16 protein-coding genes and 1 tRNA gene are annotated in these 18,290 nt (G+C 75.7%); 7 read left to right on the top strand and 10 right to left on the bottom strand.

The genetic code is table 11. The features are described from left to right. The first annotated feature begins 35 nt into the window (after positions 1–35). Both AC4OR8_RS01040 and AC4OR8_RS01035 read left to right on the top strand, forming a co-directional pair. Positions 36–635, top strand: a complete 600-nt coding sequence (locus AC4OR8_RS01040; protein ID WP_492163710.1) for a LutC/YkgG family protein — start codon at positions 36–38, stop codon at positions 633–635. Positions 636–708: 73 nt separating this feature from the next. Next, positions 709–798: transfer RNA gene (locus AC4OR8_RS01035), tRNA-Ser, on the top strand. Positions 799–901: 103 nt separating this feature from the next. Here the strand turns inward: AC4OR8_RS01035 and AC4OR8_RS01030 are convergent. Then, on the bottom strand, positions 902–2,020 hold the full coding sequence (locus AC4OR8_RS01030) for a hypothetical protein (RefSeq protein WP_492163709.1): 1,119 nt from the start codon (positions 2,018–2,020) through the stop codon (positions 902–904). A 229-nt stretch (positions 2,021–2,249) separates the two neighbouring features. On the opposite strand from AC4OR8_RS01030, the gene chrA reads away from it, so the two are divergent. After that, positions 2,250–3,611 (top strand): chromate efflux transporter, encoded by a 1,362-nt coding sequence (chrA, locus tag AC4OR8_RS01025; protein ID WP_492163708.1) that lies wholly within the window; start codon positions 2,250–2,252, stop codon positions 3,609–3,611. Between the two features lie 3 nt (positions 3,612–3,614). On the opposite strand, the gene AC4OR8_RS01020 is transcribed toward chrA, so the two are convergent. After that, on the bottom strand, positions 3,615–3,824 hold the full coding sequence (locus AC4OR8_RS01020) for a hypothetical protein (RefSeq protein WP_492163707.1): 210 nt from the start codon (positions 3,822–3,824) through the stop codon (positions 3,615–3,617). Positions 3,825–3,962: 138 nt separating this feature from the next. On the opposite strand from AC4OR8_RS01020, the gene AC4OR8_RS01015 reads away from it, so the two are divergent. Genes AC4OR8_RS01015 through AC4OR8_RS01005 form a run of 3 tightly spaced genes read left to right on the top strand, consistent with a single transcriptional unit; the run spans position 3,963 to position 6,952 of the window. Then, a complete protein-coding gene (locus AC4OR8_RS01015; protein ID WP_492163706.1) occupies positions 3,963–4,838 on the top strand; it encodes an AAA family ATPase in 876 nt (291 codons plus the stop codon). Continuing rightward, a complete protein-coding gene (locus AC4OR8_RS01010) occupies positions 4,835–6,304 on the top strand; it encodes a VWA domain-containing protein (RefSeq protein WP_492163705.1) in 1,470 nt (489 codons plus the stop codon). The genes AC4OR8_RS01015 and AC4OR8_RS01010 overlap by 4 nt, the downstream gene beginning before the upstream one ends. 45 nt (positions 6,305–6,349) lie before the next feature. Beyond that, on the top strand, positions 6,350–6,952 hold the full coding sequence (locus AC4OR8_RS01005) for a GNAT family N-acetyltransferase (RefSeq protein WP_492163704.1): 603 nt from the start codon (positions 6,350–6,352) through the stop codon (positions 6,950–6,952). Here AC4OR8_RS01005 and AC4OR8_RS01000 read toward each other — a convergent pair. The 4 genes from AC4OR8_RS01000 to AC4OR8_RS00985 form a co-directional block, all read right to left on the bottom strand. Next, positions 6,937–8,412 carry a hypothetical protein gene (locus tag AC4OR8_RS01000; RefSeq protein WP_492163703.1) on the bottom strand — a complete coding sequence of 492 codons (1,476 nt, stop codon included), beginning with the start codon at positions 8,410–8,412 and terminating at the stop codon, positions 6,937–6,939. The two genes, AC4OR8_RS01005 and AC4OR8_RS01000, sit on opposite strands and share 16 nt — an antisense overlap. Beyond that, a complete protein-coding gene (locus AC4OR8_RS00995; protein WP_492163702.1) occupies positions 8,409–9,332 on the bottom strand; it encodes a hypothetical protein in 924 nt (307 codons plus the stop codon). The genes AC4OR8_RS01000 and AC4OR8_RS00995 overlap by 4 nt, the downstream gene beginning before the upstream one ends. Positions 9,333–9,383: 51 nt before the next feature. Continuing rightward, positions 9,384–9,815 carry a hypothetical protein gene (locus tag AC4OR8_RS00990; protein ID WP_492163701.1) on the bottom strand — a complete coding sequence of 144 codons (432 nt, stop codon included), beginning with the start codon at positions 9,813–9,815 and terminating at the stop codon, positions 9,384–9,386. A gap of 98 nt (positions 9,816–9,913) precedes the next feature. Further along, complete coding sequence (locus tag AC4OR8_RS00985; protein ID WP_492163700.1) at positions 9,914–11,110, bottom strand: pyridoxal phosphate-dependent aminotransferase; 1,197 nt, start codon at positions 11,108–11,110, stop codon at positions 9,914–9,916. Positions 11,111–11,215: 105 nt separating this feature from the next. Between AC4OR8_RS00985 and AC4OR8_RS00980 the strand changes: the two genes are divergently transcribed. Next, entirely contained in the window at positions 11,216–12,823 is a 1,608-nt protein-coding gene (locus AC4OR8_RS00980; protein ID WP_492163699.1) for a potassium/proton antiporter, read from the top strand. Here the strand turns inward: AC4OR8_RS00980 and AC4OR8_RS00975 are convergent. The 4 genes from AC4OR8_RS00975 to eccCa form a co-directional block, all read right to left on the bottom strand. Further along, positions 12,777–13,292 (bottom strand): LytR C-terminal domain-containing protein, encoded by a 516-nt coding sequence (locus AC4OR8_RS00975; protein ID WP_492163698.1) that lies wholly within the window; start codon positions 13,290–13,292, stop codon positions 12,777–12,779. The genes AC4OR8_RS00980 and AC4OR8_RS00975 overlap by 47 nt on opposite strands. Further along, positions 13,289–13,612, bottom strand: a complete 324-nt coding sequence (locus tag AC4OR8_RS00970; protein ID WP_492163697.1) for a type II toxin-antitoxin system VapB family antitoxin — start codon at positions 13,610–13,612, stop codon at positions 13,289–13,291. The genes AC4OR8_RS00975 and AC4OR8_RS00970 overlap by 4 nt, the downstream gene beginning before the upstream one ends. Positions 13,613–13,695: 83 nt before the next feature. After that, positions 13,696–13,866 (bottom strand): hypothetical protein, encoded by a 171-nt coding sequence (locus AC4OR8_RS00965; RefSeq protein ID WP_492163696.1) that lies wholly within the window; start codon positions 13,864–13,866, stop codon positions 13,696–13,698. A gap of 219 nt (positions 13,867–14,085) precedes the next feature. After that, entirely contained in the window at positions 14,086–18,105 is a 4,020-nt protein-coding gene (gene eccCa, locus AC4OR8_RS00960) for a type VII secretion protein EccCa (RefSeq protein ID WP_492163695.1), read from the bottom strand. Positions 18,106–18,290 lie beyond the last annotated feature (185 nt).

Below are 18,290 nucleotides of genomic sequence, written 5' to 3'. Positions count from 1 at the left end.
CACCACCCGTCGACACCAGTCCCCCAGGAGGACGCATGAGCAGCGCCCGTGACGACATCCTCGCCCGGGTGCGCAGCGCCCTCGAGGGCGTGACACCCGAGCCCGCCCCGGTGGTCGCGCCCCGCGCGGTCCCGGCGGCGCACGACGCGCTGGTCGACCTGTTCGACGACCGGGTCACCGACTACCGCGCCGTGGTCGAGCGCTGCCGTCCCGACGAGCTGGCCGCCCGGGTCGCCGCGGCGCTGCCGGCCTCGGGCCGCGTCGTCGTGCCGCCGGGCCTCGGCGTCGACGTCCCGCGCTCGGTCGTGGACGACGGGCTCTCGGCCGCCGACCTCGACGACTGCGTCGCGGTGGTCACCGCCGCCCGCGTCGGCATCGCCGAGACCGGCACGATCGTGCTCGACCACGAGGCCGACCAGGGCCGGCGCGCCATCACGCTCGTGCCCGACCTCCACGTGTGCGTCGTGCGCACCGACCAGGTCGTGGCCGACGTCCCCGACGCCGTGACGCTGCTCGACCCCGCCCGTCCGCTCACCTGGATCAGCGGCCCCAGCGCCACCAGCGACATCGAGCTCGACCGGGTCGAGGGCGTCCACGGCCCGCGCACCCTGCACGTCCTGCTCGTCGGCGACTGACCCCAGGACCTGCTCGACGATGGGTCCGGGCACCGATTCGCGGGCCCGCACCGCCTCCGGTATCTTTTCCCGCGGTGGCGTGTCCGAGCGGCCGAAGGTGCATCACTCGAAATGATGTGTGGGGTCAAACCCACCGTGGGTTCAAATCCCACCGCCACCGCCAGTCGAACGGCCCTCTCCCGCACGTGCGGGGGAGGGCCGTTCGCGTTCCCCGGGCCGGCGACCCGGCGCCGTGTGCGCACCCGGCAGGGCCACGGCCCGACCCCTCAGTGCGGGAGGCGTGCCCAGGTGGCGCCCCGGTCGTGGCTGACCCGGGCGTCAGCGTGCTCGCGGTGGGTGGCGTAGAACGCGCCGGCCTCGACGTCGAAGGTCCGACCGCGTTCGTCGGTGGGCATCGCGACCGGTTGTGACGCGCCGGTGTCGAGGTCGACCAGGTACGGCGCCTCGCCCCAGGCGCCGACGGCGACCGTGCCCTCGTCGACGGCGACCGCGCGCGCGTCCCACCACGCGGTGCCGGGGAGGCCGACCTCGAGCAGGTCCCACGGGCGGCCGGCGGGCGCACCCGAGCGGCGGACGAGCAGGCCCACCAAGGTGACGTCCTCCAGGTCGCCACTCTCCTCGGCCACGACCGGCACCACCACTCGCGCGCCCACCGTGGTCAGGGCGGAACCGCTCACCCACTGGCCGGGAGCCTCGGGGGTCCAGGTCGCCACGGGTCGCCACCGGCCTGCCGGGGTGCTGCGGTCGAACGGGGTGCGTCCCGCCCGGCCCAGGCGCTGCACCCACACGGTGCCGTCGTCGGCCACGGTCCACCCCTGCCGGCCCCCGGGACCCCGGGGTGCGGCGACGAAGACGGTCCGGTCGGCGGGCCGGACCAACCGGGTCGTGCCGTCCTGGAGCGGCACGTCGCCGGGGCACGGCACCAGAGGCCGCGCGGCGCGGGTGGCACGCGCGCGGGCGCCGTCCGGGCTCACGAACCACACCGGGCCGCCGCGCTCGTTGACCACGTAGCCACCGGGTGCCGGGAGAACGTCGGTCGTGGCGGCGCCCTCGTCGGTGACCCCCGCCAGCTCGGTCGCCACGACGTTCCCGTCGCCGTCGTGCAGCCGCCAGGCCCCGGCCGAGCGGCCTTCGCTGGTGTCCTGGTGCACGGTGTAGGTCACCAAGGTGGTGCCGTCGACCCCGGCGGCGTCCACGGCGCTGCCCGCCTCGACGACCTGGTCGGCGGTGGCCGTGGCGTCGGCGGCCACCTCGGCCATCCGGTCGTGGTCGATGCGGTCACCGGCCCGCACGTCGGCGTCCGCGCCGCAGCCGACGAGCAGTGCGGCTGTGCACAGGCCGACCAGACCCGCGGCGCCGTTCGCGGGGCGCGGTCGCGGGGTCACCGTGCCCACCCTGCCGCCTCCCGCACGCGCGCGCACCCCGGACGTGCCACACCCGTCACGCTGCCGGGCCTGACAGCGGCACGTCGACCCTCCGCCGGCCCCGCGTGCTACCTGCAGAGATGGCCGCGGGAACGGCCGTCCACGGCGTCACGGGCCGGTGCGGCATCCTTGCTGCCGGTCGTCCGAGGCGCGACGACCAGTGCGATCGGGCCACGACCGGAGGAACGCGATGAGCGAGCAGCACCAGGCGCAGGCCGACGTCGTACCGCTGCGCGAGGCGACGTGGGCGTGGTTCCTCATCTCGCTGCAGACCTTCGGCGGGCCGGCGGGGCAGATCGCGGTCATGCAGCGCACGCTCGTCGAGGAGCGCCGTTGGATCGGCCAGCAGCGGTTCCTGTTCGCGCTGTCCTACTGCACGCTGCTGCCCGGCCCGGAGGCCCAGCAGCTCGCGACGTACGTCGGGTGGCTGCTCAACGGGCTGCGGGGTGCGCTCGTGGCGGGCGTGCTGTTCGTGCTGCCCGGGGTGGTCGCGCTGCTGGCGCTCTCGGCGCTGTACGTCGGGTACGGCGAGACGACGCTGCTGGAGGGGCTGTTCCTCGGACTGTCGGGGGCGGTGCTGGCCATCGTGGTGCAGGCCGTCACGCGGCTCTCCCGCAAGGCGCTCGGCCACCCCGCGCTGGTGGGCCTCGCGATCGCGTCGTTCGTGGCGCTGGCCGCGCTGGGGGTGCCGTTCCCGGTGGTGGTCGCCGCGGCGGCGCTGGCCGGCTGGCTGCTCGGCCGCCGGCTGCCCGCGCTGGGCAGCGCCCCGGCCGCCGCGGCCGACGACGGCCCGGCCCCGCTGGTGCCCGACGACGCCCTGCACGCCACCCCGCCGTCGCGGGTCCGCAACGCCCAGGTGCTGGGCCTGGGCCTGCTGCTGTGGGTGGCCCCGGTGGCGCTCGCGGCCCTGCTCGCCGGGCGCGACAGCGTGTTCGTCGACCAGGGGCTGTTCTTCGGCGGCACCGCCGTGGTCACCTTCGGCGGGGCCTACGCCGTGCTGGCGTTCGTGGCGCAGCAGGCGGTCGACGTCTACGGCTGGCTCGGCCCCGGCGAGATGGTGCGCGGCCTGGCCCTGGCCGAGACGACGCCGGGCCCGCTGGTGATGGTGGTGCAGTTCGTCGCCTTCGTCGGCGCCTACCGCGACCCCGGCTCGCTCGACCCGTGGCTGGCCGCGGTGCTCGCCGCGCTGCTCACCACCTGGGTCACCTTCGTGCCGTGCTTCCTGTTCATCCTGCTCGGCGCGCCCTACGTGGAGCGGCTGCGCGGCAACCGCGCCCTGCGCACGTCGCTGGCCGGCATCACCGCCGCGGTGGTCGGCGTCATCGCCAGCCTCGCGCTGTACTTCGCGGTGCACACGCTGTTCACCGACACCCGCCGCGTCGACACCGGGCCGCTGGCCCTCGAGCTGCCGGTGCTCGGCTCGCTCGACCCGCTCGCGGTGGCCGTGACCGTGCTCGGCGGCGTGCTCGTGCTCTGGCGCGGGTGGCCGGTGCTGCGCAGCCTGGCCGTGTGCGCGGTCGCCGGGGTCGTGCTGACCCTGGTGGCCGGCTGAGCCTCAGCGCGTACGGCCGTCGGGGGCCACGACCCGCGGCACGTCCCGGTCCGAGTGGTCGGCATGGCCGGCGCGGCCGGCGAGGTCGGCGGGCCCGGCGCCCGGGCCGCTGCCGAGCGGCAGGCCGACCAGCAGGATCAGCAGCAGCGCGAGCACGGTGCCCTTCACCACGCGTACGGCGGTGAGGGCGGCGGCGGGCGGACGGCGTCGCATGCCCCCTCCAACGATCCCGCCGCCCGGGGGTGACGGGGGCGGCCGCCCGCGGGACGGCGCTGCGACGAGCGGTCGCCTGCGCCCGACGAGCGGTCGCCGGCCCCGTGGTGGCGCGGGCGGGTGCGTCAGGATGGGTCCATGACCTCTCCCTGGTTCTCCTCCCCGGCGCAGGCCGCGCAGCGGCTCACCGCGGCCGGCTACCTCGCCGACCCGGCCACCGCGACCACGTCGTACCTCGCGGGGGCGCTGGAGAAGCCGCTGCTGGTGGAGGGTCCGGCCGGGGTCGGCAAGACCGAGCTGGCCAAGGCGGTGGCCCGCGCCACCGGCGCCGAGCTGGTGCGGCTGCAGTGCTACGAGGGCCTCGACGAGGCGCGGGCGCTCTACGAGTGGAACTACCGCAAGCAGCTGCTGCGCATCCAGGCCAGCCAGGGCCAGGACGGCGCCACCTGGGACCAGACCCACGACGACATCTTCACCGACGAGTTCCTGCTGACCCGTCCGCTGCTCACCGCGATCCGTCGCGACGAGCCCACCGTGCTGCTCGTCGACGAGGTCGACAAGACCGACGTGGAGGTGGAGGGCCTGCTGCTCGAGGTGCTCTCGGACTTCCAGGTCACCATCCCCGAGCTCGGCACCGTCACCGCGGTGCGCAAGCCCTTCGTGGTGCTGACCTCCAACGCCAGCCGCGAGCTGTCGGAGGCCGTGAAGCGCCGCTGCCTCTACCTCCACCTCGGCTACCCCGACGCCGAGCGCGAGCGGGAGATCGTGGTCTCGCAGGTGCCCGGCCTCGACGACCGGGTGGCCGAGCAGCTGGTGGCGATGGTCGGGCGGATGCGCGAGCTGGAGCTGAAGAAGGCGCCGTCGATCGCGGAGTCGGTGGACTGGGCCCGCACCCTGATCGCGCTGGAGATCCGCGACCTCGACGACAAGGCCGTCACCGACACCCTCGGCGTCGTGCTCAAGCACGCCACCGACCACGAGCGTGCGGTGCGAGAGCTGCGGCTGCGGGCATGACCTCGCCGTCGACGCCGGGCAGCGGCCTGCTGGAGCGCCACATCGCGTTCCTCGAGGCGCTGCGGGCGGCCGGGCTGCCGGTGTCGCTGGCCGAGGACCTCGACGCCATCGCCGCCGTCGGCGCGCTCAGCTGGGACGACCGCACCCTGGTGCGCGAGGGGTACGCCGCCACGCTGGTGAAGCGGCAGGCGCAGCGTCCGACGTTCGACGGGCTCTTCGACCTGTACTTCCCGAGGCTCGTCGGCGACGGGGGGCTCGCGCTCGACGGGTCGCCCTCCGGCGGGGCCGGGGACGACGGCGCGGACGACGGTGCGGACGACGGGGACGCGGCGGCCGCCGACGGCCCGGACGCCGCGGGGGAGGGCGTGCGAGACAACGCCGCCGCCCTCGGCGACTTCCGCGAGCGGCTGCTCGACGCCCTGCTCACCGGCGACGACGACGCGCTGGCCCGCCTCGCCGCCGAGATGGTCGGGCGGTTCGGGACGATGCCCGGTCGCGGACCCGGGCTGTCGTCGTGGTCGGCGTACACGGCACTGCAGCGGGTGGCGCCCGGCGAGCTGGTCGACCGCATCGTCACCGGCCTGGCCGCGGGCGGTCGAGGCGAGGAGGAGGCCACCCGCGCGGCGACCCGGCGGGTGGGGGAGTTCACCCGCCGCGTGGAGGCCGACGCCCGGCGCCGCATCGGTGAGGAGAAGGGAGCCGACCACGTCGCGAAGGTCGCGATGCGCCCCGCCATCGACCGCCTCGATTTCCTCTCCATGCGCCGCACCGACCTCGTCGAGCTGCGCCGCGAGATCCAGCCCCTCGCGCACCGGCTCGCTGCCCGCCTCACCCAGGAGCAGCACGCCCGCCGCCGCGGCCCGCTCGACTTCCGACGCACCGTGCGGGCGTCGATGTCGACCGGCGGGGTGCCGGTGACCACCCACCACAAGCCGCGGCGGCCCCACCGCACCGAGCTCGTCGTGCTGTGCGACGTCAGCGGCAGCGTGGCCCACTTCGCGCAGTTCACGCTGATGCTGGTCTTCGCGCTGCGCGACCAGTTCCAGGCGGTGCGGGCCTTCACCTTCGTCGACGACGTGCACGAGGTCACCGCCAGCTTCACCCCCGGCGCCGACCTGGTCGACGTGATGGCCGACCTCGCCGCCAGCGCCGCCCACGCCGCCCGCTTCGGGCGCACCGACTACGGCCGCGCGCTCACCCGCTTCCGCGAGGACCACGCCGACGCCCTCGGCCCGCGCTCGTCGCTGCTGGTGCTGGGCGACGCCCGGTCGAACTACGCCGACCTGCACCTCGACGTGCTGCGCGACCTCACCCACGGCATCCGCCACGCGTGGTGGCTCAACCCCGAGCACCGGCGGCACTGGGACACCGGTGACTCCGCGGCCGCCCGCTACGGCGACGTCGTGCCGATGGTGGAGTGCCGCAACCTGGCCCAGCTCGGCGCGTTCGTGCACGACGTGCTCTGAGGCCGCGAGCGGTCCGCGACCGCGTGGCCCTCGTAGGCTTCCGGCGTGGCCGACCTCCTTCCTGTCGCCTGGCCGCCTGCCCCGATCACCACCGAGCGGCTCCTGCTCCGCGAGCCCGAGGCCCGCGACCGGGCGACGCTGGTGGAGCTCCACGCCTCCCCGGAGGTCCACACGTTCCTCGGCGGCCCCCGGCCGCGCGACGAGCTCGAGCGCGAGGTGCCGGAGGTGCCCCGGCGGCGGCCGGGACTCCTCGTGGTGGACCTCGAGGCGGCGGTGGTCGGCGTCGTCTCGCTCGGGCGCCGTGACGCCGCACGCCCGGGCCGCCTGCCCCAGGAGGTCGGGCAGGAGACGGGCGCCGGAGTGGCCGCCGGAGTGGCCGCCGGGGTGGCCGAGCTCGGCTACCTGTTCCTGCCGCACGCCTGGGGCCACGGGTACGCCGCCGAGGCGTGCGCGGCGGTGCTCGACTGGTTCGCCACCGCGCGACCCGGCGAGCCCGTGGTGCTGTGCACCCAGACCGCGAACGACCGCTCGTTGCGCCTCGCCGCGCGGCTGGGGTTCACCGTGGTGGAGCGCTTCGAGGAGTTCGGCGCCGAGCAGTGGTTCGGCGTGCGGGAGCCGGACGCGCCGCGGGCTCAGCCGGCGAGGTAGCCCAGGCCCTGGATGCGCTCGATCTCGGCGCGCAGCTCGGGGTGGGCAGCGGCGTCGGCGGCGCGGCCGCCCGCGACGTAGTCGTTGCCGGCCTGCCCGGCGCCGTCGCCGGCGGGCTCGCCGGCGCGGTCGAAGACCACGGTCAGGCGGTTGTCCAGGCCGGCGTTGACCAGCGAGCCGAGCAGGGCCACCGGGTCGGAGCGGTCCTCCAGCGAGAGCACCCGGGTGGGCGCCGGGATGCGCGCCACCTGCGCCGAGGGGGAGCCCGCGGTGACGACCTGGTCGATGACGAAGTGCGGCGAGTCGGCGCTCGCGGCCAGCTCGGCGGCGGCGACGCCGCCCTGGGCGGAGCCGACCAGCATCACCCGCGCGTCGGGGTCACCCGCGGTGGCCGCCTCGAGCGCGGCCACCACCTGGGCGTCGTAGGCGGTGTGGTCGCCGCCGACGAGCCGCAGCCGGCGCCCGCCGCTCGCGCCGGGACCGGGCAGGTAGGCGATGTAGCGGTGCGGGGCGACCCGCTCGACGCTGACGCTGCGCCGCGTGGTGGCCAGGGTGGCCATCAGCTCCTCGATCGTGCGCGGCGCGGTCGAGGCGGCGGCGCCGTCGGAGGGAGCCGCCGCGCCGGGCTCGGTGGCCGGCTCGGCCATCGGCTCGGCGTCCACCAGCCCGCCGGCGACGTCGCGCAGCGCCGAGGCGAAGTCGACGCCGAACGGCGCGACGCCGGCGGCGCGCAGGCCGCCGGCGGCCGCGGAGCGCTGGTGGTCACCGGCCAGCACGCCGGCGGTGAGCATCGAGCGCATCTGCAGCCCGTCGAGCAGTCCGCCGCCACCGCTGCTGACGTGGTCCATCAGCTCGGGATTGTTCTCGGCGAGCTCGTGGAGGTACGCCGCGACCCCGTCGCGGTCGAGCGCGTCGGTCTCGATGAGGCCGGCCGAGACGATCGCCCCGCCGAGGGCGACCCCGGGGGCGAGGTAGCCGATCGCGCGCCCCGCGATGGAGCCGAGGGTGTCGTACGCCGCGCTCTGCAGCTCGTCGATCCAGCGGTAGGTGAGCACGGTGGCCCGCAGCACCAGCGCGTCGGCGTCCAGCTCGATCGAGCGGGTCAGCAGGCCACGCTTGCCCGAGGTCGCGGCGCGCACGCCCTCCTCCACCTGCGCCCAGGTCGCGCGGGACAGCGGAGCGGAGGCGGTGACGTCGGGGTCGCGCAGCACCTCGGCGCCGAGGCGCGAGCGCGTGCGCACCTGCGCGCCGGCGTCGTCGAACTCCTCGGCCAGCCGCATCATCTGGTCGTAGCGGTCCTGGGCGTCGGCCATCTCCACCGCCGACGGTCGCGACCCCGTCGGGGCCGTCGCGGCGTCGGCGGGGCCGTCGGCGGGGCCGTCGGGGAGCAGGTCGGCCTCGGGGGAGAGGGCCTGCTGCCAGTCGTCGGCCTCGGTGGCCGGGCGGGTCGCGTCGCTCATCGCGTCACCTCGGCGAGCACCGGCGCGAGCTCCGCGGCGAGGTCGGGCGCCTCGACACGACGCACGAGCACCCGTTGCTCGCCGTCGGTGCGGTGGGGTCGCAGGGCGTGCCACCCGTCGGCCAGGAGCACCCACGACACCACGCCGACCACGTCGGTGGTCGGACCCGAGACGTCGGCCACCAGCGCGCGCAGCCGCCCGCGGGCCTCGGTGGTCATCGCGTCGAGGGCGGCGGTGGTGGTGGCGGTGCCGACCACCTCGCCGTCGGCGAGCACGCGGCCGGCGTGCTGCTCGACGAGCACCGGCAGCAGGTCGGGGCGCGCCGAGCGTGCGGCCTCGGAGGCGGCGTCGGCCAGCTCGTAGGGCAGGTCGAGCAGCGCCGGGGCGCGGGAGCCGCCCAGGGCGACGTCCTCGGGCACGACTGCGACCCGGGCCAGCTCCATCGGCCACTGCGAGGCGGGGAACCACGCGAGCTCGAACACCACGCCGTCGACGGTGGCGAGCGTGGCCACCGCGTCGTGGGCCTGGCGGTGCCACGCCTTGGCCTGCACCCCGTCGACGGCGAGGTCGAGGTCGAGGGCGACCTGCGGGGTGGCGAGCAGGCCGACGGCGCCGAGCAGGCCCCCGTCCACCTCGCCGGACACCAGCAGACCGCGTCGTCCGAGGCTGGTCTCCGGGTCGTGCAACGAGGCCAGCGCCGTGGAGTACGCGGCGTCCTCGACGGCGGCGGGGCTCAGGCCGAGGCGGCCGTCGAGGGAGGAGGCGTCGGCGGCGTCGGGCTCGAGGAAGGGCAGCGGCGCCCCGCCCGCGGCGGCCGCGACGTGGCGCAGCTCGGGCAGGGTGAGCGCCACGCGGCGCGGCAGGGCGTCGAGCAGGTGGGCCGCGGGGGGCGGCGGGCTGCTCAGGTCGATGGTCGGCACGGGGGCTCCTCGGGGGACGTCGGTCGAGACGGGCGGCGGTCGAGCGCGGGCTCAGAGCCCGGGCAGCTCGACGTCCAGCCAGTCGAGGTGACCGCTGGGCGGGGGGTCGAAGGCGACCAGCTGACGGTCGACGGGGTCGGGCAGGCGGCGGACGCCGGCAGCGGCGTCGTCGCCCGCCCCGGCCTCCAGCTGCGCCACGCGGGTGCGGGCGTCGGTGACGAGGGTGGTGGCGCGGCGCTCGCGGTCGCCGATCTGCTCCTGCACCAGGCCGACCTGGGCGAGGTGCCTCTCCAGCGACTCCGCCGCGGTCTCGTGGGCCGCGGCGGCCTCGCGCAGGTGCGTCGCCCGCTCCCGCACCCGGTCGCGCATGGCCTCGGCGGCGCGACCGCTCCAGCCGATGGTCTCGGTGCGCGCGACGAGGCGGTCGGCCAGCGCCCGCACCTCCGTGCCCTGCTCACGCAGCTGGCCGGCTCGTCTGCGCATGACGTCAACGTCGCCGTGCATCGCAATCCCTCCCTGGATCCCTCCGCACCTTCCCTGCGCGGCGCCCGGTGAAACCCCGGTCCGGCCCGGCCGTGGGCTCAGCGGTCGAGCACGGTGGCGAGGCGGCGCAGGCCCTCCTCGATGTCGGCGGCGGGCCCGGCGAAGCTGAGCCGCACGTGGCGGTGGCCGTCGACGGTGTCGAAGTCGACGCCCGGCGCCACGCCCACCCCGGTGCGGTCGAGCAGGTCGCGGGCGAAGGCCATCGAGTCGTCGGTGAGGTGGCCGACGTCGGCGTACACGTAGAACGCGCCGTCGGCGGGGGCGAGCCGGGTCAGCCCGAGGGAGGTGAGCCCGTCGAGCAGGACCCGCCGCTGGGCGGCGTAGCGGGCGACGTGGCCGTCGAGCTCGGCGTGGGCCTCGTCGGTGAACGCCGCGAGCGCGGCGCGCTGGGCCAGCACCGGCGGGCAGATGGTGAAGTTGCCGGTCAGCACGTCGACGGCCCGGCGCAGGTCGCGGGGCACCAGCATCCAGCCCAGGCGCCAGCCGGTCATCGAGAAGTACTTGCTGAAGCTGGAGAAGACCACCGCGCTCCGGCTGGTCTCCCAGGCGCTGCGCGCCAGCGACGCCTGCGGGCCGTGGTCGAGCGGGGCGTACTCGATGCCGTGGTAGATCTCGTCGGAGATCAGCCGCACGCCGTGCTCCTCGGCCCAGCGCGCCAGCGCCGCGAGCTCCTCGGGCAGCAGCATGGTGCCGGTGGGGTTGGCCGGGCTGGCCACGACGAGCCCCCGCAGGCCGACCTCGGCGTGCAGCGCCGCCACCTGCTCGACGGTGGGCTGGTAGCGGGTGGCCGGCCCGGTCTCCAGCTCGACGACCTCGCAGCCCAGGGCGCTCAGCACGTTGCGGTAGCAGGGGTAGCCGGGTCGGGCCAGCGCCACCCGGTCGCCCACCTCGAACGCGGCGAGGAACGCCAGCAGGAAGCCGCCGCTGCTGCCGGTCGTGACCACCACGTCGTCGGGGTCGACCTCGATGCCGTGCCGGCGCCGGTGGTGGCCGGCGATGGCTTCGCGCAGCTCGAGCACCCCGGTGGCCGGGGTGTAGCCGAGCGGCTCGCCCGACTGCAGCAGCCGCACCGCCTCGGCCGCCACCGGCCGGGGCGCGCCGGTGCTGGGCTGCCCGGCCAGCAGGTCGACCAGGTCGCCGTGGGTGCGCCGACGCCGCGCGGCGGCGGCCAGCATGTCCATGACGTGGAAGGGCGGGACGGCGGCGCGGCTGGCCACCTGCATGCGGTCGGTCACCCGGCGAGCCTAGGCGCGGTGTCCGGGCCCGCGGCACCGGTCGGGGCGGGGGCCGCGCGCCGATAGACTGCGCGCGCGCCGCCCCCGCCAGCGAGCAGAGGTGACATGACCTTCGACGTGCACGACCTCGACCAGTTCGTGCTGGTCGGGTCGACCGTCACGCTCCTGGCCGTGCTCGCGGTGCGGCTCACCTCCCGCGCCGGCCTGCCCAGCCTGCTGATCTACCTGCTGATGGGCGTGGCCCTCGGCGAGGCGGGCCTCGGCATCGCCTTCGAGGACGCCCAGCTCGCCCACGCGCTCGGCTTCGCCGCGCTCGCGGTCATCCTCGCCGAGGGCGGGCTCACCACCAGCTGGCGCGAGGCGCGCCCCGCGATGCGGCTCGGCCTGTCGCTGGCCACGGTGGGCGTGGCGACCTCGGTGGCCGTGGTGGCCGTCGGTGCCCACTACGTGCTGGGCCTGCCGTGGGAGCTGGCGGTGCTGCTCGGGGCGGTCTGCTCGCCCACCGACGCCGCTGCGGTGTTCTCGGTGCTGCGGGTCGTGCCGCTGCCCCGTCGGCTCACCGGCACCCTCGAGGCGGAGTCGGGCCTCAACGACGCGCCCACGGTCGTGCTGGTCACCCTGATCTCCACCGGCGCGGTGCAGGACAGCCATCCGGCGGTGGTGCTCGCGATCATCGCCTTCGAGCTCGCCGTCGGTGTCGCGATGGGCCTGGCGGCGGGGTTCGGCGGCGGGTGGCTGCTGCGCCGCGCGGCGCTGCCGTCCTCGGGTCTCTACCCCCTGGCGGTGCTCAGCCTGGCGTTCCTCGGGTACGGCGCCGCCACCGCACTGCACGGCAGCGGGTTCGCCGCGGTGTACGTCGCCGCGCTCGTGCTCGGCAACCTCGACCTGCCCCACCGCGGGGCGACGAGGTCGTTCGCCGAGGGCGTGGCGTGGCTGGCCCAGATCGGCCTGTTCGTCATGCTCGGCCTGCTGCTCTCGCCCGGGCGCATCACGCTCTCCACCGTGGGCCTGGCCGTCACCGCGGGGCTGCTGCTGACCTTCGTGGCCCGTCCCCTGTCGGTCGCGGTCAGCACGCTGGTGCAACCGGTGCCGTGGCGCGAGCTGACGTTCCTGTCGTGGGCGGGCCTGCGCGGCGCGGTGCCGATCGTGCTGATGACCATCCCGCTGTCCGAGGGTGTCGGCGGCAGCACCCGGCTCTTCGACATCGTGTTCGTGATGGTGGTGCTCTACACGCTGCTCACCGGCCCGACGCTGCCCCTGGCGGCCCGGGTGCTCAAGGTGGCCCGGCGCTCCGAGCCGCGCGACCTCGAGCTGGAGGCGGCCCCGCTCGACCGGGTGGCCGCCGACCTGCTGCAGCTGCGGATCAGCCCGGTCTCCCGCCTGCACGGGGTGGAGGTGGGCGAGCTGCGGCTGCCGGCAGGGGTGTCGGTGTCGATGGTCATCCGCGACGGGCAGACGCTGGTGCCCGAGGCCCGCACCGTGCTGCGCCGCGGCGACGACGTGCTCGTGGTGACGCCCCGGCGCCAGCGCGAGACCACCGAGCAGCGGCTGCGCCAGGTGAGCGCCGGCGGCCGCCTGGGGCAGTGGAACGCCCCGGCCGACGAGACCGGGAGCGTGCCGACGTCCGCAGTGCCGGTGCCGGGGCAGGCGCGGACGCCAGGAGCGGTCAGCCGCGCGGTGGCACGCACACGACGGCGGCGCCACGCACGGTGAGCTCGTCGAGGCCCTCGACCAGCCCGCCGAAGCCGTCGCCCACCACGACCACCACGCCGTCGGCGGGGGTGTCGCGGCGCACGACGGGCGCCCTGCCCAGGTGGGAGGCCACCAGCCGCACCGCGGGGCTGGACGGGTCGGCGGTCCAGATCTGGGCGCGCACCACCTCGGCGTCGGCGGGGGCGTTGTCGCTGTCGCCCTGCACGAAGCCGGCGTCGGTGAGCTCCTGCATCGTGCGACCGGCGAGGCCGGCGCGCTCGCCGGCGTTGAGCACGCTCACCAGCACCTGACGGGGCCGCAGCCGGTCCCCGCGGGCGATGTCGGTGTCGACGCAGGCGGCGGTCTCGGCCTCGTCGCCGCCGTCGCCGAGCGGGCTGGTGGCGGCGGAGAAGCCCCACACGGCGCCGCCCACGAGCAGCAGCGTGAGCACGACGAGGGTCACCGCGGAGCGGACCTGGCGGCTCCTCATGCCGGTGCCGTCGCGACGTGGCGACCGGAGGCGACGACGTGCACCCGGGCGTGCAGCACGTTGCGCTGCTGCAGCGCGGCACGCAGGGCGCGGTGCAGGCCGTCCTCGAGGTAGTACTCCCCGCGCCACTCGACGACGTGGGCGAACAGGTCGCCGTAGAAGGTGGAGTCCTCGTCGAGCAGCGCCGCGAGCTGCAGGGTGTCCTTGGTGGTCACCAGCTCGTCGAGACGCACCTGCCGGGGAGGCACGGCGGCCCAGGCGCGGGAGCTGAGGCCGTGGTCGGGGTACGGCCTCCCCTCACCCACGCGCTTGAAGATCACGGCGCGAGTGTACCCAGCACCGGGACCGTCCACGGCCCGCCCGCACCGAGGGGCGGTGCCGGCGGGCCGCGGGGGTCGAGCGGCTAGGCCGACCAGCGCAGCGAGTCGTCGACGAGGTCGGCCAGGGCGTTGACCCCGCGCAGGTCGGCGCGCTCCTCGAGGAGCCGGGCGAGGGCCTGGGAGTGGCGGGTCTTGAGGTCCCGCTGCTGGCGCACGCGCTCGAGGTCCTGCTCGGACAAGGTGGGGTTCGCCATCATCGGCCTCCTGGGGGCTGACCCGGGCGGTGCCCGGGTGGAGACCCCAGCGTGGCGGTCGCTGATGGCCGGGGTGTTGAGCCCGGGTTACGAGCAGGTTCCACCTCGGGTGACCTGCGACTCGTTGCGGGTCGTCCTGCGGGTGCTCCCGGGCACGTCCGGGCGTGTGGGAACCGCCGGTTCCGGACGCCGGGGGCGGGCCCGACGTCCGGGGGCGCCTCAGACCGTGGGCTCGGTCCAGACCGTCTGCACGACCTCGAGGCCGCGGTCGCGGGTGACCAGCCGGGCGCGTCCGGGCGGGGCCGGCACGGGGCGCAGGTTGCGGATCAGCGGGCCCTCGTCGGGGCTGCCGGAGAGCAGCATGCCCGGCATGGCGAGGTCGCGCATCGACTGGATGACCGGCTCGTAGAGCGCCCGGGACGCGCCGCCCGAGCGACGGGTGACCACGAGGTGCAGGCCGACGTCGCGGGCCTGGGCCAGCAGCGGCTGCAGCACCGCGACCGGCGAGCTCTGCGAGGTCGCGACCAGGTCGTAGTCGTCGACGAGCAGGAACACCTCGGCACCCGACCACCACGACCGGTTGCGCAGCTGGTCGGGTGTCACGTCCGGGCCCGGGATCCGGTTCTGCAGGTAGGTGGCGAGGTCCTTGAGCACGGGCGTGGCCTGGGTGGCCGAGGTCATGTAGTTGAGCAGATACTCCTCGGGCACCTCGCCCAGCATCGACCGGCGGTAGTCGACGAGGAAGATCTGCGCGTCGCGTGGGCTGCGGGTGCGCACGATCTCCTGGGCGTAGGCCCGCAGCAGCGCGCTCTTGCCCGACTGCCCGTCGCCGAAGACCAGCAGGTGCGGCTCGTGGTCGACGTCGAGGGCCACCGGGGCCAGGTCCTTCTCGTTGATGCCCACCAGCAGCGGGCCGCCCGGCTTCGCCGCGCCCTCCTCGGTGCCGGTGGCGCCGGCCTGCTGGCGCACCTGCGCCAGGTCGATCCGGTCGGGCAGCAGCCGCAGCTTGGGGCCGGCGGGGCCGGTCCAGGCCTGGGCCACCCGGGTGATCAGGTCGTCCACGCCGTCGCCGAGGGTGTCGGGCGAGGCGTCGCCGTCGATGCGGGGCAGCGCCCCGAGGAAGTGCAGCTTGCCGGCCACCAGGCCGCGTCCGGGGCGTCCGGCCGGCACCAGGGCGGCCATCTTGCGGTCGATCTCGGAGTCGATGTGGTCGCCGAGCTTGAGCTCGAGGCGGGTGCCGAGCACGTCACGCATGGCGGCGCGCAGGTCCGACCAGCGTGCGGCGCCGACGAGGAGGTGCAGGCCGAAGGTGAGCCCGCGACCGGCCAGCTGCTGCAGCTGGATCTCGATGTCGTCGAAGTCGGCGCGCAGGGTGCTCCAGCCGTCGACGACGAGGAAGACGTCGCCGTACCCGTCGTCGGTGCGGCCCTGCGCCCGGCGGCTGCGGTAGGTCTCGATGGAGTCGATGCCGTGGGAGCGGAAGTAGGCCTCGCGGCGGTCGACGATGCCGACGACCTCCGCGATGATGCGGCGGATCACGTCGGGCTCGGAGCGGGTGGCGACGCCCGAGACGTGGGGCAGGCGGGCCAGCGGGGTGAACGTGCCGCCGCCGAAGTCGAGGACGAAGAACTGCGACTCCGCCGGCGTGGTGGTCAGCGCCATGCTGGTGACGATCGTGCGCAGCAGGGTGCTCTTGCCGCTGCGCGGCCCGCCGACGACGCCGACGTGGCCGGCGGCGCCGGTGAGGTTGACGGTGAGGGTGTCGCGGCGCTGCTCGCGCGGGCGGTCGACGGTGCCGAGCGGGATGGTGAGACCCGACAGGTCGCGCCAGCGCCGGGAGACCAGGCCGAGGTCGGGGTCGGCCTCGAGGTCGCCGAGCAGGCGCTCGAGGGTGTCGGGCACGTCGAGCGGCGGCAGCCAGACCTGGTGGGCCTCCGGGCCCTGGCCCTCCATCCGCTCCACCGCGACGTCGAGCAGCGACTTCTGCTGGCCCTCCTGCTTGCTGCGCACGGGGGTCGGCTCCTGAGCGGGCTGCTCGGGCTCGGGCGCCTCGAGCATCTGCACCTCCGAGACGGTGAACGGCAGGATGCCCTGCACGTGCCCGCCCTCGTCGCGCACGACGCGCGCGCGACCCGACGGCGGGCCCGAGACGTAGGCCGCCTTGAACCGCACCATGCTGGTGGGGTCGGGCTTGAGGTAGCCGAGGCCGGGCACGGCCGGCAGCTCGTAGGCGTCGGGCACGCCGAGCACGGCGCGCGACTCCTGGGCGCTGAAGGTGCGCAGGCCGACGCGGTAGGACAGGTGCGACTCCAGCCCGCGCAGGCGGCCCTCCTCCAGGCGCTGCGAGGCCAGCAGCAGGTGCAGGCCCAGCGAGCGGCCGAGGCGGCCGATGGCGACGAACAGGTCGATGAACTCGGGCTTGGCCGAGAGCATCTCGGAGAACTCGTCGACCACGATGAACAACGACGGCATCGGCTCGAGGTCCTCGCCGGCGGCGCGGGCCTTCTCGTAGTCGCGGATCGAGGCGTAGTTGCCGGCCGAGCGCAGCAGCTCCTGGCGGCGCACCATCTCCCCCGACAGCGCGTCCTGCATGCGGTCGACGAGGGTGAGCTCCTCCGAGAGGTTGGTGATCACCGCGGAGACGTGGGGCATGTCGGCCATGCCGGCGAACGTCGCGCCGCCCTTGAAGTCGACCAGCACCAGGTTGAGCTGCTCGGGGGAGTGGGTCATCACCAGGCCGAGCACCAGGGTGCGCAGGAACTCCGACTTGCCCGAGCCGGTCGCGCCGATCACCAGGCCGTGGGGGCCCATGCCCTGCTGCGCCGACTCCTTGATGTCGAGGTGGACCAGGCCGCCGCCCTCGCCGTTCCCGATCGGCACCCGCAGCCGGTCGCGCGCCGGGCGGGGGCGCCAGGCGACGGCGGGGTCGAAGGTGTGCACGTCGCCCAGGGCGAGCAGCTCCATGAAGTCGGTGGGCCCGGTGATCTCCCCGGACGGCGCGGCGTCGCCCGGGACCGCCGCGACGGTGTGCAGGGGGGTGAGCCGGCGCGCGAAGGCCTCTGCGGTGGCCAGGTCGCACTGGTCGGCGCGGGCGCGCAGTGGCTCCTCGCGCAGCCGGAGCGCCTGCAGCGGCACCCGCCCGTCGGGCCCCACGGCGCCGTCGAGCAGCAGCCGCAGCGAGCTGGCGTCGTCCATCTCGTCCCAGCGGTCGGGCAGGTCGAGCACCGTGACGCCGTGCAGCCCGTCGGGCGGCACCACGTGGTTGCCCGGCGGCAACGAGACGCCGTCGGTCACCAGCAGGATGTGCGGAGCGGCGGGGCGCTCGTCGGCGCCGAAGCGGGGACGGTCGCTGAGGTCCTCGGGCAGCAGGGCGGCGAGGTCGTCGAGGGAGGTGCTCACCATCCGCATCGGGCCGACGGCGTCGGTGGCGCGGGGGCTCAGGCTGTGGGGCAGCCACTTCACCCAGTCCCAGTGGGCCAGCGTGCGCTCGGAGGCCAGCACGGCCACCACGAGGTGCTCGGGCGACTGGAACGCGGCGGCCGAGCACAGCACGGCCCGGGCCAGCGAGCGGGCGGGCTCGTCGGGGCCGCACAGCTCGAGGCGGTCGAAGGCGCGCAGGTCGAGCGACGCCGGCAGGTCGGGCTGCAGGCGGTGCACCACCAGCAGCCGGTGCAGTGCCGAGGCGGCGGCCGGGTCGACCTGGTCGATGGGCGCCGACTCCGGCGGCACCAGCTCGAGGCCCAGCGGCTGGGCGCACACGCCGTAGCGCACGTGGAGGAACTGCGGGTCGGCCGTGCCGTGCTCCCACACCCGCGAGCGCTCCTCGGCCAGCGAGGGCAGCGACGCCGGCTCGGGGTGGTGCCAGGTCAGCGCGCGGCGCTGCTGGTCGGCGGCGTCCCGGGCGATCTTGCGGACGCCGGCGAGGTAGCGCAGGTACTCGGTGCGCGAGCCGGTGACGCTCTGGGCGCGCTGCTTCCGCTGCCGGTCGATCTGCACCACGATGAAGCCGAGGGTGGCGAAGAGGAACATGCCGGCCGCGATGTAGGACCGGCCACCGGTCTGGCCGCCCATGCTCGCCACCAGCACGATCGAGCCCAGGCTGCCGAGCATCGGGATCGCGTTCATCAGGACGCCGCCGGCGCCCTCGCTCTCCTCGATCTCGGGGGGTGCCTGCAGGACGATCTGGCCGGTGGGCATCGCCGGCTCCTCGAGCCGGTTCCCGCGCAGCGTGGTGGTCACGGAGGTCCCTCGATCGGGGTGTGCGGTCGCGGACGCGTCGGCGACGCAGCCACGAACGGGGGATGGGCGGGGGCTGGGGCGGGGTGGTGCGGCAGGACCCGAGGACGGCCGCGGGCGCCGGCCCGGTGATGATAGGCGCCGCTGCCGGCACCGACTACCCTGCGACCGACCGGGCCAAACGCCCG

The sequence above is a fragment of the Nocardioides sp. FY1077 genome (assembly GCF_058681775.1).
Note: the sequence above shows the minus strand (reverse complement) of the source record. Positions and strands in the feature narration are given on the sequence as shown.

Coding starts and splice junctions, on each gene's coding strand:
- AC4OR8_RS00980 (WP_492163699.1), top strand. CDS start 11,216: ATGACCTTCGACGTGCACGACCTCGACCAGTTCGTGCTGGTCGGGTCG.
- AC4OR8_RS01020 (WP_492163707.1), bottom strand. CDS start 3,824: ATGCGACGCCGTCCGCCCGCCGCCGCCCTCACCGCCGTACGCGTGGTG.
- chrA (WP_492163708.1), top strand. CDS start 2,250: ATGAGCGAGCAGCACCAGGCGCAGGCCGACGTCGTACCGCTGCGCGAG.
- AC4OR8_RS00965 (WP_492163696.1), bottom strand. CDS start 13,866: ATGGCGAACCCCACCTTGTCCGAGCAGGACCTCGAGCGCGTGCGCCAG.
- AC4OR8_RS01040 (WP_492163710.1), top strand. CDS start 36: ATGAGCAGCGCCCGTGACGACATCCTCGCCCGGGTGCGCAGCGCCCTC.
- AC4OR8_RS00990 (WP_492163701.1), bottom strand. CDS start 9,815: ATGCGCAGACGAGCCGGCCAGCTGCGTGAGCAGGGCACGGAGGTGCGG.
- AC4OR8_RS01010 (WP_492163705.1), top strand. CDS start 4,835: ATGACCTCGCCGTCGACGCCGGGCAGCGGCCTGCTGGAGCGCCACATC.
- AC4OR8_RS00975 (WP_492163698.1), bottom strand. CDS start 13,292: ATGAGGAGCCGCCAGGTCCGCTCCGCGGTGACCCTCGTCGTGCTCACG.
- AC4OR8_RS01000 (WP_492163703.1), bottom strand. CDS start 8,412: ATGAGCGACGCGACCCGCCCGGCCACCGAGGCCGACGACTGGCAGCAG.
- AC4OR8_RS01015 (WP_492163706.1), top strand. CDS start 3,963: ATGACCTCTCCCTGGTTCTCCTCCCCGGCGCAGGCCGCGCAGCGGCTC.